The 15,521-nt window shown below is 70.3% G+C and carries 12 protein-coding genes, 1 tRNA gene and 1 pseudogene; 8 read left to right on the top strand and 6 right to left on the bottom strand.

What is annotated here, in order from left to right:
* The first annotated feature begins 213 nt into the window (after positions 1–213).
* Entirely contained in the window at positions 214–543 is a 330-nt protein-coding gene (locus IPG65_RS11765) for a hypothetical protein (RefSeq protein WP_293189629.1), read from the top strand.
* Positions 544–566: 23 nt separating this feature from the next.
* Here IPG65_RS11765 and IPG65_RS11770 read toward each other — a convergent pair whose 3' ends face one another.
* The gene (locus IPG65_RS11770) at positions 567–875 is read right to left on the bottom strand and encodes an addiction module antidote protein (RefSeq protein ID WP_293189630.1); all 309 of its coding nucleotides are present in this window, start codon (positions 873–875) and stop codon (positions 567–569) included.
* A 3-nt stretch (positions 876–878) separates the two neighbouring features.
* Positions 879–1,172 (bottom strand): type II toxin-antitoxin system RelE/ParE family toxin, encoded by a 294-nt coding sequence (locus tag IPG65_RS11775; RefSeq protein ID WP_293189631.1) that lies wholly within the window; start codon positions 1,170–1,172, stop codon positions 879–881.
* 110 nt (positions 1,173–1,282) lie between these two features.
* Here IPG65_RS11775 and IPG65_RS11780 point away from each other — a divergent pair, with 110 nt between their 5' ends.
* From IPG65_RS11780 to rimO, 5 genes and pseudogenes are all read left to right on the top strand, one after another.
* A complete protein-coding gene (locus tag IPG65_RS11780; protein WP_293189632.1) occupies positions 1,283–3,967 on the top strand; it encodes a hypothetical protein in 2,685 nt (894 codons plus the stop codon).
* A complete protein-coding gene (locus tag IPG65_RS11785) occupies positions 3,967–6,249 on the top strand; it encodes a zeta toxin family protein (protein ID WP_293189634.1) in 2,283 nt (760 codons plus the stop codon). Before IPG65_RS11780 ends, IPG65_RS11785 begins: the two co-directional genes overlap by 1 nt.
* A gap of 353 nt (positions 6,250–6,602) precedes the next feature.
* Positions 6,603–6,938 (top strand): hypothetical protein, encoded by a 336-nt coding sequence (locus tag IPG65_RS11790; protein ID WP_293189636.1) that lies wholly within the window; start codon positions 6,603–6,605, stop codon positions 6,936–6,938.
* 94 nt (positions 6,939–7,032) lie between these two features.
* On the top strand, positions 7,033–7,599 hold the full coding sequence (gene phaR / locus IPG65_RS11795) for a polyhydroxyalkanoate synthesis repressor PhaR (RefSeq protein ID WP_293189638.1): 567 nt from the start codon (positions 7,033–7,035) through the stop codon (positions 7,597–7,599).
* A 57-nt stretch (positions 7,600–7,656) separates the two neighbouring features.
* Positions 7,657–9,079: pseudogene (gene rimO, locus IPG65_RS11800) on the top strand (30S ribosomal protein S12 methylthiotransferase RimO).
* Between the two features lie 82 nt (positions 9,080–9,161).
* Here rimO and IPG65_RS11805 read toward each other — a convergent pair.
* Positions 9,162–9,246, bottom strand: a tRNA-Leu gene (locus IPG65_RS11805).
* 48 nt (positions 9,247–9,294) lie between these two features.
* Between IPG65_RS11805 and rnr the strand changes: the two genes are divergently transcribed.
* Together rnr and IPG65_RS11815 are read left to right on the top strand one after the other, a co-directional pair.
* Complete coding sequence (gene rnr / locus IPG65_RS11810; RefSeq protein ID WP_293190085.1) at positions 9,295–11,544, top strand: ribonuclease R; 2,250 nt, start codon at positions 9,295–9,297, stop codon at positions 11,542–11,544.
* 24 nt (positions 11,545–11,568) lie between these two features.
* Positions 11,569–12,330 carry an SDR family oxidoreductase gene (locus tag IPG65_RS11815; protein WP_293189640.1) on the top strand — a complete coding sequence of 254 codons (762 nt, stop codon included), beginning with the start codon at positions 11,569–11,571 and terminating at the stop codon, positions 12,328–12,330.
* 114 nt (positions 12,331–12,444) lie between these two features.
* On the opposite strand, the gene IPG65_RS11820 is transcribed toward IPG65_RS11815, so the two are convergent.
* From IPG65_RS11820 to IPG65_RS11830, 3 genes are read right to left on the bottom strand one after another with little or no spacing between them, the layout of a single operon-like run.
* Complete coding sequence (locus IPG65_RS11820; protein ID WP_293189642.1) at positions 12,445–13,992, bottom strand: NAD(P)H-hydrate dehydratase; 1,548 nt, start codon at positions 13,990–13,992, stop codon at positions 12,445–12,447.
* A gap of 30 nt (positions 13,993–14,022) precedes the next feature.
* The gene (locus tag IPG65_RS11825; RefSeq protein ID WP_293189644.1) at positions 14,023–15,273 is read right to left on the bottom strand and encodes an FAD-dependent oxidoreductase; all 1,251 of its coding nucleotides are present in this window, start codon (positions 15,271–15,273) and stop codon (positions 14,023–14,025) included.
* Complete coding sequence (locus IPG65_RS11830) at positions 15,270–15,515, bottom strand: hypothetical protein (protein ID WP_293189646.1); 246 nt, start codon at positions 15,513–15,515, stop codon at positions 15,270–15,272. Before IPG65_RS11830 ends, IPG65_RS11825 begins: the two co-directional genes overlap by 4 nt.
* Between the last annotated feature and the right edge of the window lie 6 nt (positions 15,516–15,521).

Below are 15,521 nucleotides of genomic sequence, written 5' to 3' on the forward strand. Positions count from 1 at the left end.
TACTCGCAAGTCGCTGGCGGCATCACGTCCGCCTTCGGCGCCAGCACGCAGGCCAGCATCCAGAAGGGCAACCTCGGCGCGCAGGCCGCGATCTCGGAGGCCAATGCCCGCATCGCCGAGCTGGGCGCGCAGGCCGAGCTGCGCGACGGCCAGCAGCGCATCGCCGCGACCACGGCGCAATACGGCCAGCTCAAGAGCCGCCAGCGCGCCGCCATGGCCGCCAACGGCATCGCCCTGGGCGAGGGCAGCGCGGCCGACGTGGAGGCCAGCACCGACGTGATGCGGGAGACCGACCGCGCCACGCTGGAGATCAACGCCATGCGCGCCGCGTTCGGCCAGCGCATGCAGGCCGCCAACGCGCGCAGCCAGGCCACGATGTCGCGCGCCAACGCGGCCGGCATCAGCCCGGGCCTGGCGGCCGGCACCTCGCTGCTGGGCAGCGCGGGAAGGGTGGCGAGCGGATGGTACGAGTTCAACAAGGGCAGCGGCAGCAGCGGTGGCCTGGCCCGGCCGGCGATCCCCTCGGCGCGCTGTTCGAACTGAACAACGGCTGGAGGTAAGCCTGATCAAGCCGCCGGCGCGTGCTCGGGTACGGCCACCAGCTTGACGCCCAGCGCCTTGCACACGCGGGCGATGGTGTCAAAGCGAGGGCTGGCATCGGCGCGCAGGGCTTTGTACAGCGCTTCGCGCCCCATGCCTGCATCGGCGGCGATCTGCGCCATGCCGCGTGCGCGGGCCACCACGCCCAGCGCATGCGCCAGTTCGCCAGGGTCGCCATCCTCAATCACCAGCGTGAGATAGGCGGCGATGTCTTCCTCATCGCGCAGGCTTTCGGCCAGGTCAAAGGAACGGGTTTTGGTGATTTGGGTGCTCATGGTTCACTCCGGCAAGGTCTTGGACAAAGCGATGGCGGCGGCAATGTCCGCCTGCTGGGTGGATTTGTCCCCGCCGCCCAGCATCACGATCAGAACCTGGCCGCGCTGCACGTAGTACATGCCCCAGCCGGGGCCGAAGAACTCTCGCATCTCGTACACGCCTTCGCCCACCGGTTCCACATCGCCCAGCAAGCCGCGCTCTGCTTTGTCCAGACGGCGCGACAAGCGGATGCGTGTCAGGCGGTCTTTCAGGCCGTCCAGCCAAGCCTCGAAAGGTTCGGTCGTTTCGATTTGCATGCCTGCATTGTAGTCGTTCGAGTACAGGCGTGCAAGCCGGTGCGCGTGACGCGGCGCGCGCGCAGCACCATGCGGACATGGTCAATGTCTCCATCCTGAAGGGGTAACCGATGCCTCGAGTCCCCATGCCAGACGGCCCGCAAGCCACGCCGGGCGGCATCCCCCAAGGCCGGCTGGTATCGCCCGAGGTCAGCGACGTTGGCGCGCGCCAGATGCAGGGATTCGGCCAGGCGCTGGAGGGTGCGGGCCAGTCGATGGGCAAGATCGCTGACGACATTCAGGCGCGGGCCGATCAGACCGTCGCCAAGGCCGGCGACGTGCAGGCGATGGAGGCCGCCAGCAAGTTGCTGTACGACCCCAAGGGCGGCTATCTGAACACCCGGGGCGATGCCGCGATCAAGGGCTACGAGGTGGCGCAGCAGGGCCTGCGCGACCAGTACGCCAGCATCCTCGACGGCATCCCCAACCCGCGCGCGCGGGCCATGCTGGAGCCGGCGCTGGCGCAGCGCATGGCGCATGCCCGCCAGCAGATGGACATGCACGCGGGCACGCAAGAACGCCAGTTCCGAGACAACACCGCCAACGCGCGCGCCGTGGTCAGCTATCAGACCGCCGCGCAGAACTTCACCGACGACAAGGGATGGTCTGCCGCCGATGAGGTGGCGCGCAACGAAACCCGCGCGCGTGCCCAGATCAACGGCTGGGACGAGACCACCGAGCAACTGCAGTTCCAGCAGTACCGCGACACCGGCCTGAAGGCGCGCTACGACGCCTGGTCGGTGAAAGACCCGCAGGCCGCGCTGGCGCACTACCTGAAGAACGCCGCCCAGCTTTCGCCCGGGTTCCAGGACGATGTAGGCAACAAGCTGTTCCTGAAGGCCAAGTCGCTGCTGGCGATGGAGGTCAACGCCAATGGCGGCGTGGGGTTCGCGCCAGCGCAAGGCGGTGCCGCTGGCGCTGCGGGAGCCTCCACCGGCTCAGGCGACCTGTCGGCCGCGCGCGGCCTGCGCAACAACAACCCCGGCAACATCGTCAAGAGCGGCATCCAGTGGGCCGGCCAGGTGGACGGCAACGACCCGCGCTTTGCCAGCTTCGCCACGCCCGAGGCCGGCATTGCCGCGCTGGGCAAGAACCTGCTGGCCTACCAGGGCAAGTACGGCCTGAACACGGTGCAGGACATCATCGCCCGCTGGGCACCCGCCACCGAGAACAACACCAGCGCCTACGTCGCCGCCGTCGCAAAGGAAATGGGCGTCAAGCCCGACGCGCCGCTGAACCTGTGCGATGCCGCCACCCTGAGCGGGCTCACGCGCGCCATCGTGCGCCACGAGAACGGCAAGCAGCCATACGACGATGCCACCCTGGGGCGCGGCCTGTCGGCGGCGCTGGGCCAGTCCAGCCTGCCGGCCGCCGCCACGCGCGCGCCGGCTCTGCCCGACCTGGGGCAGGCCACCACCGGCCTGCCGCTGATCGACGGCCTGCCGCCGCAGTGGAAGCAGGAGGTGCTGCACCTGGCCGCCACCCAAGCCAAGCAGTCCATGGCGGCCGAGCGTCAGGTGCTGGATCAGCGCGTGAAGGATTCCAGCGCCGAGTACATGGCCAACGGCTTCGCCAGCAACCCGCCTGGCGAAGGGGCGTTCATTCGCGCCTACGGCCAGGATGAGGGCGTGCGCCGCTTCCGCGAGCAGCAGGGCGTGGCCGCGCTGGGCCAGAACCTGCAGCAGCTCAAGGAAATGCCGGCCGCCGGCATGGCGGAGTTGGTCAAGGCTTCCAAGCCCCAGCCGGGCGTGGGCTTCGCCGCACGCCAGCAGAACTACGACATCCTCCTGAAGGCGGTCGATCACGTCAACAAGGCGCGCGCCAATGACCCGGTGGCTTTCGCGCTGCAGGCCGGCGCCTACGGCATCCAGCCCATCGCCAAGCCGGATGACCTGGGCGCGCTGGGGCAGGAGATGGCGCGCCGCGCCAGCGTCGCCCCGCAGATGGCGCGCGACTACGGCACGCCCGTGAACCTGCTCACCGATGGCGAGGCCAAGGGCCTGACGGCCCTGCTGCGCACGCAGCCGGTGGAGCAGCAAAAGAAGCTGCTGGGCGCCATGGCGCAGGGTGTGAACAACTTGCCCCTGTACAAGGCCGCGCTGCAGGCCATCGCCCCGGACATGCCCACGGTGGCGCTGGCGGGGCTGTACCAGGCCAGCGGCTACCGTACCACGCAGGGGCACGACACGGCCGACCTGATCCTGCGCGGCCAGGCCATCCTGACGCCGCCCGATGCCAAGGAAGACGGCAGTGGGCACGCGGGCGGCAAGGCGCTGGTCAAGATGCCGGAGGCCAAGCTGATGCTGTCCGACTGGAACAGCGTCACGGGATCGGCCTTCAAGGGCAGCGAGCGCGCGGCCGACCTGTACCTGCAAACCGCGCGCGTGGTCTACGCCGCGAAATCGGCCGAGGACGGCGACTACTCCGGCGTGCTGAACGCCGGCCGCTGGAAGTCCGCCATCCAGATCGCCACCGGAGGCATCGAAAACCACAACGGCAGCCAGATCGTACTGCCCTACGGCAAGCCCTACAGCCAGTTCCGCGACTACGTGGGCGGTGCCGCGCCGCAGGCCATCAAGGCGGCGGGCGGCGAGTTCAGCGCGGGCGGCGCCAAGCTTGCCGCTGCCGATTTCGCCCGCATGCTGCCCGGCGCGCAGTTGCAGAGCGTGCAGGGCGGCGGCTATTGGGTGCGCGCCGGCAATGGCGTGGTGATGGGCGCCAACGGCCGCCCGTACCTGTTGCAGGTGCCGCGCTGATGTTCGAGTTCTTCCCCAGTGAGCAGGCCGACCGCGAGCGTGAGGCCGTGCGCCAGTCATCGGCCCCGAGCCAGCCCGGCGCCTTTGGCGGTTTCGGCAGCGCCCTGGCCGACGCCCTGCCGACCGCCGCGTTGACTTCGGCCAGCGCCTGGGCCGGCATGCTCGAAGCGCATGGCCAGTCCGTGGGCAACTACTCGCCCGGCGCGGTGGACGTGGGCCTGCCGGTGGCCGACGACAGCCGCGCCGCCCTGGCCGCGCTGCCCGCGTCGGACGTGCCCCAAAGCCTGCGCGAGAAGGCCAAGGGCTACGCGCCCGACCCGCTGTCGGTTGGCATGGCCGGGCAGATCGCCCACGGTGTGCTGTCCAGCCTGGCGAAGGCGGTGGCCTACGCGCCGGCCGGCCCGGCCGCCCCAGTGCTGTTCGGCGCCGACCTGGGGGTGGGCCGAGCGCAGGAGCTGGGCGACAAGGGCGTGGACGAGCGCACCGCCGCAGCGGCCGGCCTGATGACTGGCATGGCCGGTGCGGCGGGCCTGCGCCTGCCGGCCGCCATGGGTGCCACGCGCGCCGGCAGCGCCGCCATCGGGGCGGTGGCCAACCCGGCGCTGAACGTGGCTGAGACGGGCGGCATTCACCTGCTGCTGCAGCATGCCGACTACGGCAAGATCGCCGAGCAGCACCAACCCTTCGACCCGGTGAACCTGGCCGTGGCCGCCGTCGCGGGCGTGTCCTTCGGCGCCGCGTTCCACCGCGCCAAGCCAAAGGCCCCGCCCGCGCTGACGCCGGACGAGCATGCCGCCGCGCTGACCATGAACGAGGTGCACGCGCGCGACGGCGACACGCTCACCCAGCCGGGCGACCTGGCCGCCAGCAACGCCGCGCGCGAGGCGCAGGCACTGGCGCGCCAGCAGTTGGACAGCGGCGAGATGGTCAGCGTGGCGGCCGACGTGCCCACCGACGCCGCCACCGTGGCGGCGCGCGCGGACGGGCTGGCGCGGAGCCTGAACGAGGGCGACACGCTGCTGGGCCAGTCGCTGGACTTCGGCGGCCGGCCGGCCGAACACCTGGAGGCCGAGTACGCCGCCCTGTCCAACGCCGAAGGCCGCAACCTCACCGACGGCGGCCACCTGATCGACACCGACCTGGTGCGCGAACTGTCGCCCGCGTACCGCGACAACCGCCTGCGCGCCGCCGACATCCACGAGGCGGCCAGCGCCTTGACCAAGCAGCTCTACGCCCGCGCGCTGGCGCGGCCGGTGGCGGAAGGGCGTGACAACGCCGTGCTGTTCATGGCGGGCGGCGGCGGTTCTGGCAAGTCGTTCGCGCGCGAATCCTTGCTGGGTGAAAACACCGCCGATATCACGGTGGACGGCACATTCTCCAATCAGGCGCGCGCGCTGAGCGATGTGCAGGCGGCGCTGGACTCGGGCCGCAGCGTTCAAATTCTCTACGTCTATCGGCCCCCGGAACTGGCCATCCAGGGCGTCATCCAGCGTGCCGCCCAAGAAGGCAGGCCAGTGCCCATTGATGCGCTGGCTCAGGCGCACGCGAACGCGCCGGAGACGGTGCGGGCCATCGCCCAGCACTATAATGGTGATGCAAGGGTGAGAATTCAGGCCGTCGATAACAGCGGCCCAGCCGGCACGCCAGTCCGGCCAATTCCCCTACAGGAAATTCCTCGTGTACATGAAAGCTCCGCTCTCCGCACCTTCTCTGACGCCATCGACGGCGCCCACGCCCGTGGAGAAATCGGCCTCGGGCTTTACCGTGCTTCCCGAGGCGACGGTGGACCCCTGGGCGCGCAAAATCGTGGAAGCCATGAACCGGGCCAGCGCCGAAGTGGCGAAGCAGCAAGCGAGGTAGCGCACCCTGGCGGCCAAGACGCGCCGCCCCAAACCCTCATCGGCAAGGTTGTCGATGCCGTGTCCCATCTGCTGGGGCGCGATGAACCTGCGCCGCCATCGGCGCCCGAACCGGCCAAGCCTGCCACCCCTGAGCAGGCGCGCGCCCAGGACATCGCCGCGCGCAACCCCAATGCCCTGATCCCGACCGGCGAGCTGGACGCCGATGGCAAGCCCATCAGCGTGCCCTTGGCCGACCTGATGGCCCAGGGCGACCTGCACCAGCGTTGGTATGCCTTGGAAGTTTTGAAGCCGCTGGAGGACGATTTACGCGGCGCAGCGGCCGGGCCGTGGCGCTACCTCAAGGACACCTGCGCCGAGCTGGGATTGCTCAAGATGCTGCCCGATGAGCATGGCGTTGAGCGGCCCGGCTTGGTTCGATGAGAAGGGCGAGCCTGCCGACCTGAGCGGCGGCATGTGGAGCTTTCTGACGAAAATGTGCGACCGCCTGCCCGACACCGACCTGGGCCGATGCGTGCGCGGCACGGGATCTTCCGGCGGCGGCGGTGTTGGTGGCAATGGCGGTTCTCGCGGCCTTACCTGGGCACCCGATCCCACCGAACCCCCAGCCCCGACAAAAGCCCCGCTGCTCGGCTTGCGATAGTCCATCGCACTGCCTAAAATCTAGGCGTCCCCGCTGGCAGTAGCTGGCGGGCACCCCTCCCCCGCGCCGTCGCGCGAACGCTGACAGCAGTAGCTGGCCTGCGAAATCACCCCCTGATTTTGAAAGGCCGATCATGGCTGTCACTCAAATTGCGGACGTCGTCGTCCCTGAGGAATTCACCGCGTACATCGTTCAAAACTCCGTCGAGAAATCGGCCCTGGTGCAATCCAGCATCGTCGCGCGCAACAGTGCTATCGACGACCAACTGAAGGCCGGCGCAGATGCTTTCAGCATTCCGTTCTGGAAAGACCTGCCCGACGACCCCGCCAACATCGCCAACGACGACCCCGCCGTCATGGCTGTTCCCCGCAAGCTCGGCAGCGGCAATCCGTTGGTCACAGGTTCGACCCCTGTACGTCTTACCAGAAATTCAGCGAAAGCAGTAAAGAGTCCGCTATCCACAAGATAGCGGACTTTTTCACATCAGCGAAGGTCGCGCGGGGCGCCCGCGCGGCCCGCCTAGAATCCGTGGCGATGCAGCAGCCTCAGGGACACCCCGCACCATGAGCCGTACCAGAGTTTCCGCGCCTTTCAAGACCGGAACCGTGGCGGGGCGCGCGGGTGCGCAGGCGCCCAGGGTGATCAAGAAGTACCCCAACCGGCGGCTCTACGACACCGACACCTCCGCCTACATCACGCTGGCGCAGGTGCGGCAGTTGGTGATGAACCGCGATGCGTTCGTGGTGCGCGACGCGAAGACGGGCGAGGATTTGACGCGCAGCATCCTGCTGCAGATCATCCTGGAAGAAGAGGCCGGCGGCGCGCCCATGTTCACCGAGGCGGTGCTGGCCAACATCATCCGCTTCTACGGCCATGCGATGCAGGGCTTCATGGGCTCGTACCTGGAGAAGAACGTCCAGGCCTTCATGGACATCCAGGCCAAGCTGGCCGAGCAGTCCCAGGGACTGACGCCGGAGATGTGGTCGCAGTTCATGCGCCTGCAGTCGCCGGTGATGCAGGGCGTGATGGGCAACTACCTGGAGCAGTCGAAGGCCATGTTCCTGCAGTTGCAGGAGCAGATGACCAAGCAGACCGAGCAGGTGCTGGGCGCCTTTGGCATCAAGCGATAGCGTTCTTGGCGTCCGGCCCGCCAGAGCGCGCCTGGCGCGGGCTGCGACAATCGCCGCATGAATGACACCATCACGCCCGCCCCGCGCATCGGCTTCGTCAGCCTGGGGTGCCCCAAGGCGCTGACCGACTCGGAACTGATCTTGACGCAACTGTCGGCCGAGGGCTACGCGACCAGCAAGACGTTCGAAGGGGCCGATCTGGTCATCGTCAACACCTGTGGCTTCATCGACGAGGCGGTCAAGGAAAGCCTGGACACCATCGGCGAGGCCTTGTCGGTCAACGGCAAGGTCATCGTCACCGGCTGCCTTGGTGCAAAAACGATAGCTTCTGGCATAGAAGGGACGCGCGCTGAAGGCCAAAATGATTCAGAAAACCTGGTCAAGCACCTGCACCCGTCGGTGCTGGCCGTGACCGGCCCGCACGCCACGCAGGAGGTGATGGACGCGGTGCACCACCACCTGCCCAAACCGCACGACCCGTTCATCGACCTGGTGCCCGGCGCCTTCGGTGAGGCGGGCCTGAAGCTTACGCCGCGCCACTACGCCTACCTGAAGATCAGCGAGGGCTGCAACCACCGCTGCACCTTCTGCATCATTCCCTCGATGCGTGGCGACCTGGTCAGCCGGCCCATCGGCGACGTGCTGAAGGAGGCGCGCGCGCTGTTCGAGGGTGGCGTGAAGGAGCTGCTGGTCATCAGCCAGGACACCTCGGCCTACGGCGTGGACGTGAAGTACCGCACCGGCTTCTGGGACGGCCGCCCGGTGAAGACCCGCATGCTGGAGCTGGTGGAACAGCTCGCCGAGCTGGCCGAGCCGCACTGGCGCCTGGGTGCGGCTGCACTACGTGTACCCTTACCCGCACGTGGACGACATCGTGCCGCTGATGGCTGAAGGCCGCGTGCTGCCGTACCTGGACGTGCCCCTGCAGCACAGCCATCCCGACGTGCTGCGGCGCATGAAGCGTCCCGCCAGTGGCGAGAAGAACCTGGAGCGCATCCAGCGCTGGCGCGACATGTGCCCCGAGCTGGTGATCCGCTCCACCTTCATCGCCGGCTTTCCGGGTGAGACCGAGGCCGAGTTCGAGCACCTGCTCGACTTCATGCGCGCCGCGCGCATCGACCGCGTGGGATGCTTCGCCTATTCGCCGGTCGAGGGCGCCACCGCCAACAACCTGCCCGGCATGCTGCCGCCCGAGCTGCGCGAGGAGCGCCGCGCGCGTTTCATGGCGGTGGCCGAGCAGGTGTCCGCCGACAAGCTGCGCGAGCGTGTCGGCGCCATCATGCAGGTGCTGGTCGACTCGGCGCCCGCGCTGGGCCGCCGCGGCGGGGTGGGGCGCAGCTACGCCGACGCGCCCGAGATCGACGGCACCGTGCAACTGCTGCCGCCCGAGAAGGCCAGCAAGACCCTGAAGGTGGGCGAGTTCACTCGCGCGCGCATCGTCGGCACGCAAGGCCACGACCTCGTGGCCTTGCCCGTCTGATGGACAGGCAAGAAAAAAGCCACCCGGAGGTGGCCTTTTCGTCGCGGCGCGTCTGGTATGTTCAGACCCGCTGCTTTCATGTTGGTGCCCAAGAGAGGACTCGAACCTCCACGGAGTTACCCGCTAGTACCTGAAACTAGTGCGTCTACCAATTCCGCCACCTGGGCATCAGGAACCAAGGAGTATATATCAAAAAATCAGAGCCACCCGGCAACCTGCTGGACGAAATCGAAGGCACGGTGCAAGGCCACCGCGACGGCCATGGCTTCATGGTGCGCGACGACGGCGAGTCCGACATCTACCTGCCGCCCAACGAGATGCGCGCGGTGCTGCACCGCGACCGCGTCAAGGTGCGCGTGGTGCGCCACGACCGGCGCGGCCGCCCCGAGGGCCGGGTGCTGGAGATCGTCGAGCGTCCGCCGCACCCCATCATCGGCCGGCTGCTCAACGAGGGCGGCCTGTGGCTGGTGGCGCCGGAGGACAAGCGCTACGGCCAGGACGTGATGATCCACAAGACCGCCATCGGCGCTGGCAAGCCGGGGCAGGTGGTGGTGGTCGAGCTGACCGAGCCGCCCGCGCTCTACGGCCAGCCCGTGGGCCATGTCAAGGAGGTGCTGGGCGAGGTGGACGACCCCGGCATGGAGATCGAGATCGCCGTGCGCAAGTACGGCGTGCCGCACGAGTTCTCCGACGCCTGCATCGGCGAGGCGCGCGCGCTGCCCGACACCGTGCGCCCGGCCGACAAGGCCGGCCGCGTCGATCTGACCGACGTGCCTCTGGTCACCATCGACGGCGAGGACGCGCGCGACTTCGACGACGCCGTGTACTGCACGCCCGCCGTCGTCACCGGCCGCGGCCGCAAGCCCAACGGTTGGCGCTTGCTGGTGGCCATCGCCGACGTCAGCCACTACGTCAAGACCGGCAGCCCGATCGACGTGGACGCCTACGACCGCGCCACCAGCGTGTACTTTCCGCGCCGCGTCATCCCCATGCTGCCCGAGAAGCTGAGCAACGGGCTGTGCTCGCTCAACCCCGAGGTCGAGCGCCTGTGCATGGTGTGCGACATGCTCGTCACCGCCGAGGGCGAGGTGCACGCCTACCAGTTCTACCCCGCCGTCTTGTTCAGCCACGCGCGCCTCACCTACACCGAGGTGGCCGCCATCCTGGCCAACACGCGCGGGCCCGAGGCCGCCAAGCGCCAGGCGCGCGTGCCCGACCTGCTGAACCTGCACGACGTGTTCCGCGCCCTGCTGAAGGCGCGCGAGAAGCGCGGCGCGGTGGACTTCGACACCACCGAGACGCAGATCGTCTGCGACGAGTCTGGCCGCATCGAGAAGATCGTGCCGCGCACCCGCAACGACGCGCACCGCCTGATCGAAGAATGCATGCTGGCCGCCAACGTGTGCAGCGCCGACTTCATCGGCCTGGGCAAGCACGCCGGCCTGTTCCGCGTGCACGAGGGGCCCACGCCCGAGAAGGTGGAAATCCTGCGCGCCTACCTCAAGGCGCTGGGCCTGGGGCTGTCGGTCAGCGACGAGCCGCAGCCCGGCGAGTTCCAGCGCGTGGCCGCGGCCACCCAGGACCGCCCCGACGCCCAGCAGATCCACATGATGCTGCTGCGCTCCATGAGCCAGGCCATCTACACCCCCGTCAACAGCGGCCACTTCGGCCTGGCCTACGACGCCTACACGCACTTCACCAGCCCCATCCGGCGCTACCCCGACCTGCTGGTGCACCGCGTCATCAAAGCCATCCTGGAGCGGCGGACCTACAACTTGCCGCAGTTGCCCACGCCTGGCGAGGCGCACGAGAAGCTCAGCCGCCGCTTGCAAAAGAATAGCGCCTCGCGCAGGCAGGACGCCGACAATCGGCCCAAGAAGCTCTCGGCCGAGTTGCAGGCCTGGGAAGCCGCCGGCCTGCACTGCAGCGCCAACGAGCGCCGCGCCGACGAGGCCAGCCGCGACGTCGAGGCCTGGCTCAAGTGCAAGTACATGAAGGAGCACCTGGGCGAGGAATACGGGGGCACCGTCAGCGCCGCCACCACCTTCGGCCTGTTCGTCACGCTCGACGAACTGTACGTCGAGGGGCTGGTGCACATCACCGAACTGGGCGGTGAATACTTCCGCTTCGACGAAGTCCGGCAAGAGCTGCGCGGCGAGCGCACCGGCATCCGCTATGCCATCGGCACGCGGGTGCGCGTGCAGGTCAGCCGCGTCGACCTGGACGCGCGCAAGATCGATTTCCGCTTGGTGCGCGAGGGCGATGAGCTGGTCTCGCGCGCCCTGCGCGACAAGGGCGTGGCCCCCGCCGGCGAGCGCGGCCAGCCGGCCAAGCGCGCCGCACGCCAGGCGCGCGATGCCGGGCGCGGCGACACGCGCGAGCGCGCCTCGCCCATGCAGGCGCTGAAATCCGCCGTCAAGAAAGCGGCGACCAATGCCAAGCGCAGCAGCAAGCCGCGCCGCTAGGCGGCAACCCACCAGGACCATGCGATGAACCAGACCTCTCATCCCCGCGTCGCCGTCGTCACCGGGGCCGGCAGCGGCATCGGCAAGGCCGCCGCGCTGGCCCTGCTGGCCGATGGCTGGCAGGTGGCGCTGGCCGGGCGCCGGGCCGTGCCGCTGCAGCAGGTGGCCGCCGAGAGCGGCGCGGGCGACCGCGTCCTGGCCGTGCCCACCGACGTCGCCGACCCGCAGGCCGTGCAGGCGCTGTTCGACCGCGCCGTGCAGGCCTTCGGCCGCGTCGACCTGCTGTTCAACAACGCCGGCACCGGCGCCCCCCCCGTGCCGCTGGACGAACTGAGCCCCGAACAGTGGCGCGCCGTGGTGGAGGTGAACCTGAACGGGATGTTCTGGTGCCTCCAGTCCGCCTTCCGCATGATGAAGGCGCAGTCGCCGCGCGGTGGGCGCATCATCAACAACGGCTCCATCTCGGCCCACGCGCCGCGCCCGCATTCCATCGCCTACACGGCCACCAAGCACGCCGTCACCGGCCTGACCAAGACGGCATCGCTCGACGGCCGCGCGCACGACATCGCCGTGGGCCAGATCGACATCGGCAACGCCGCCACCGACATGACCGAGCGCATGGCCCGCGGCATCCTCCAGCCCAACGGCCAGATCGCCGCCGAGGCGGTGATGGACGTGGCGCTGGTCGGACAGTCGGTGCTGTACATGGCCAACCTGCCGCTCTCGGCCAACGTGCTGTTCCACACCGTCATGGCCACCAAGATGCCGTTCGTGGGACGGGGGTGAGGCGCGGTGCGATGACCGGAATGCTACTGATTTAATAGCTTATGGCGCAATACGCACGCGGGCTGGAAGCCTGAAATCCTTGAAAACGCCGCGTTCTCGCGCGGCGTTCGCGCTTCAGGACCGAAGCGCCCGCGCCAATGCGCCCGCCGTGAGCGCGCGCCCGTCCGGCCACGCATCGGCCGCCGCGCCGTGGCGGTAGACGGCGCTGCAGGCGGCGTCGAAGGCTGGGGCACCGGCCGCCAGCGCGGCGCCGACCAGGCCGGCCAGCACGTCGCCCGTGCCGGCGGTGGACAGGCGCGCGCCGCCGGTTGGGTTGATGCGCGGCGCCTGGCTCGGCGCGGCGACGACCGAGCCGGAACCTTTCAGCACCACGGTGGCCTGAAAGCGCTCGGCCAGCGCGCGCGCGGCGCGCAGGCGGTCGGTCTGCACGGTGCCGGTGGTGGTACCCAGCAGGCGCGCGGCTTCCAGCGGGTGAGGCGTGAGCACGCTGGCCTGGCCGGCGGCGTGGCGCGCGGCCAGCAGCGGCTGCCAGTCGGGCGTGGCGGCGATGGCGTTCAGCGCGTCGGCGTCCAGCACCAGGCGCGGGGCGCGGCGCAGCACCTCGGGCAGCACGGCGCGCACCGCCTCGCCGCCGCCGCAGCCGCACACGACGGTGAGCGCCGCCAGCGCTGGCGCCAGCGCCGGCCAGGTGCGGAACATCAGTTCGGGCTGGCCGGGGTCGAGCGCCAGCGCGCCGCCGTCCAGCGGGCACACCAGCACGCGGCCGGCGCCGCCGTGCAGCGCGGCGGACGCGGCCAGCAGCGCCGCGCCGGCCATGCCCATGCCGCGCGCGGCCAGGCCCTCGCCGCCGACGATGGCGACGTCGCCGAAGCGCCCCTTGTGGCTGGCGTGCGGACACGCGGCGGGCGCCGGGGCGCCGGTCAGCCACGCCGTGGGCGGCACGCCGGGGTCGCCGATGCCCAGGTCGTCGAACCAGAGCTGGCCGCCCGCGTCGCGCCCCTGGCCGGTGAACAGGCCGGGCTTGAGGGCAAGCAGGGACAGGGTGTGGACGGCCGCGGGCGGAGATTCAAGGTGTTTTTGGCCTCCATCCGACGTGGGTGCTTCGCCAGAAGCTATTGTTTCAGGAGCATCCAGAAGGTGCCAGACGCCGGTGTCCGCGTCCAGCCCGGACGGCAGATCGACGCACAGCAGCGGCGCCGGCCCGCTCCGCAGGCGCGCCAGCCAGTCGGCCATGCGACCCGTGGGCGCGCGAGAGGCGCCGATGCCCAGCAGGGCGTCGATGCACAGGTCCTGCGGGCCCAGCGCTTCGGGCGGCTGGTCGGCGAAATGCACGCCGGCTTCGGCGGCGCGCCGCCACGAGGCGCGCGCGTCCGCCGGGGCGCGGTCGGGCGCGCCGAGCCAGGTGACCACGGGCTCCAGCCCCCAGCGCCGCAGGTGCACCGCCGCCTCCAGCCCGTCGCCGCCGTTGTTGCCCGGCCCGCAGGCGATCCAGAGCCGGCGCGCGTGCGGCGCCAGCGCCAGCGCCAGCCGCGCCGTGGCCAGGCCGGCGCGCTGCATCAGGGCATGGGCGGGCAACCGGGCGGCGGCGGATTGCTCGACGGCGCGCGTGGCGGCGGCGTCGTACAGGACAAGCGGCGGGCCGGGGCGGATGGGGTGGGGCATGGCGGCATTGTGCGGGCACCGGCCCCGTGTTCAGCGCAGGCGCGCTGGCCCCAGGCCGTCGGTGTCGATCTCGGCCGCGCGGCCGGCGATCAGGTCGGCCACCACGCACGCCGATCCGCACGCCAGCGCCCAGCCGCCGTCGCCGTGCCCCAGGTTGAGCCACAGGCCGGGCAGGCCGCTGGCGCCGATCATGGGAAGGCCGTCGGGCAGCGCGGGGCGCGCGCCTTTCCACACCTGCACGCCGCTGGACAGGCGCCCGGCGGCGGGGAACCAGTCGGCCAGCGTCTGGTACAGCGTCTGCAGGGCGTGCGGGTTCGGCGCGTCGGGACGGCCGCCGATCTCGGCCGCGCCGGCCACGCGCACGCGCTGGCCCAGGCGGGTGATGGCGACCCGCAGGCGCTCGTCCACCACGCCGCTGACGGGCGCGTGCAGGGGTTCGGGGATGTGGGCGCTGATGGAATAGCCGTAGACCGGCCGCAGCGGCAGGCGCAGGCCCAGCGGCGCCAGCAGCGCGGCCGAGGGCGCGCCGGCGCACAGCACCACGGCGTCGAAGTGCCGCGGCGCAGGGTCGCCGGCCAGGTGCAGCGTGGCGGGCCGGGCCGGGTCGAGGGCCGCCACCGCGGTGCCGAACATGAAGCGCGCGCCCAGCCCTTCGGCGGCGTCGCGCAGGATGACAGCGAACTGCCGGCAGTTGCCGACCTCGTCCTGCGGCAGGTGGAGGGCGCCGGCCAGGGGGGTGTGCGGGTTCAGCGCGGGCTCGATGCGGCGCGCCTCGTCGGCCTCGATCTCGCGGCAGGCCACGCCCAGCTCGCGCAGCGCGGCCACGCCCGGTTGCGCGAGCTGGCGCTCGCGCTCGCCGCGCAGCAGTACCAGGACGCCGCTGCTGCGGTCGAAGTCGTAGGCCATGCGGCCGGCCACCTCGTGCAGGCGCTGGCGGCTGTAGGCGGCCAGGCGCTGCAGGCGCGCGCGGTGGACGGCGTGGGCGGCGGCATCGCGGCCGCGCAGCCAGCGGCGCACCCAGGCCAGGTCGGCGGCGGTCAGCGGGCGCGCCACCCGCACCGGCGCCTGCCCGGCCAGCAGGCGGGCGAGCGTCCGAAGCGGTCCGTGCGGGCTGGCCCAGGGCACGATGCCGCCGACGCCCAGCAGGCCGGCGGTGGCGAAGCTGGCGCCCTCGGCCACGCTGGCGTGGCGTTCGAACACCGTCACCTGATGGCCGTCGGCGGCCAGCTCGTAGGCCGTGGTCACGCCGATGATGCCGGCGCCGAGGATCGCGATGTTCATGCGAGTTTCAAGAGGAAAATACGGAAAAAGACCGCATGAATATTGCGCGGACAGCTATCAATTGGATAGTTAATAAGGATGGTCGCGCGGTGGACGGGCGGCGCAGGGGGCTGGGGCGGCCATGGCGCCGCGCTATAATTCGACGGTTCTGCTGCTGGCCGTTTTCTCAAGCGGGCCTGGCGCAGCAGGACAAATCCCAAACCAGCCCTGACGAGGTGTCGCCCGCCAGCGCCGTTTTTCATGGACGG

Source organism: Ottowia sp. (assembly GCF_016703145.1).
GTDB lineage: Bacteria > Pseudomonadota > Gammaproteobacteria > Burkholderiales > Burkholderiaceae_C > Ottowia.

Coding starts and splice junctions, on each gene's coding strand:
- IPG65_RS11830 (WP_293189646.1), bottom strand. CDS start 15,515: ATGAAAAACGGCGCTGGCGGGCGACACCTCGTCAGGGCTGGTTTGGGA.
- IPG65_RS11770 (WP_293189630.1), bottom strand. CDS start 875: ATGAGCACCCAAATCACCAAAACCCGTTCCTTTGACCTGGCCGAAAGC.
- IPG65_RS11780 (WP_293189632.1), top strand. CDS start 1,283: ATGCCTCGAGTCCCCATGCCAGACGGCCCGCAAGCCACGCCGGGCGGC.
- phaR (WP_293189638.1), top strand. CDS start 7,033: ATGAGCCGTACCAGAGTTTCCGCGCCTTTCAAGACCGGAACCGTGGCG.
- IPG65_RS11820 (WP_293189642.1), bottom strand. CDS start 13,992: ATGCCCCACCCCATCCGCCCCGGCCCGCCGCTTGTCCTGTACGACGCC.
- IPG65_RS11825 (WP_293189644.1), bottom strand. CDS start 15,273: ATGAACATCGCGATCCTCGGCGCCGGCATCATCGGCGTGACCACGGCC.
- IPG65_RS11790 (WP_293189636.1), top strand. CDS start 6,603: ATGGCTGTCACTCAAATTGCGGACGTCGTCGTCCCTGAGGAATTCACC.
- IPG65_RS11815 (WP_293189640.1), top strand. CDS start 11,569: ATGAACCAGACCTCTCATCCCCGCGTCGCCGTCGTCACCGGGGCCGGC.
- IPG65_RS11765 (WP_293189629.1), top strand. CDS start 214: ATGGCCGCCAACGGCATCGCCCTGGGCGAGGGCAGCGCGGCCGACGTG.
- IPG65_RS11785 (WP_293189634.1), top strand. CDS start 3,967: ATGTTCGAGTTCTTCCCCAGTGAGCAGGCCGACCGCGAGCGTGAGGCC.
- IPG65_RS11775 (WP_293189631.1), bottom strand. CDS start 1,172: ATGCAAATCGAAACGACCGAACCTTTCGAGGCTTGGCTGGACGGCCTG.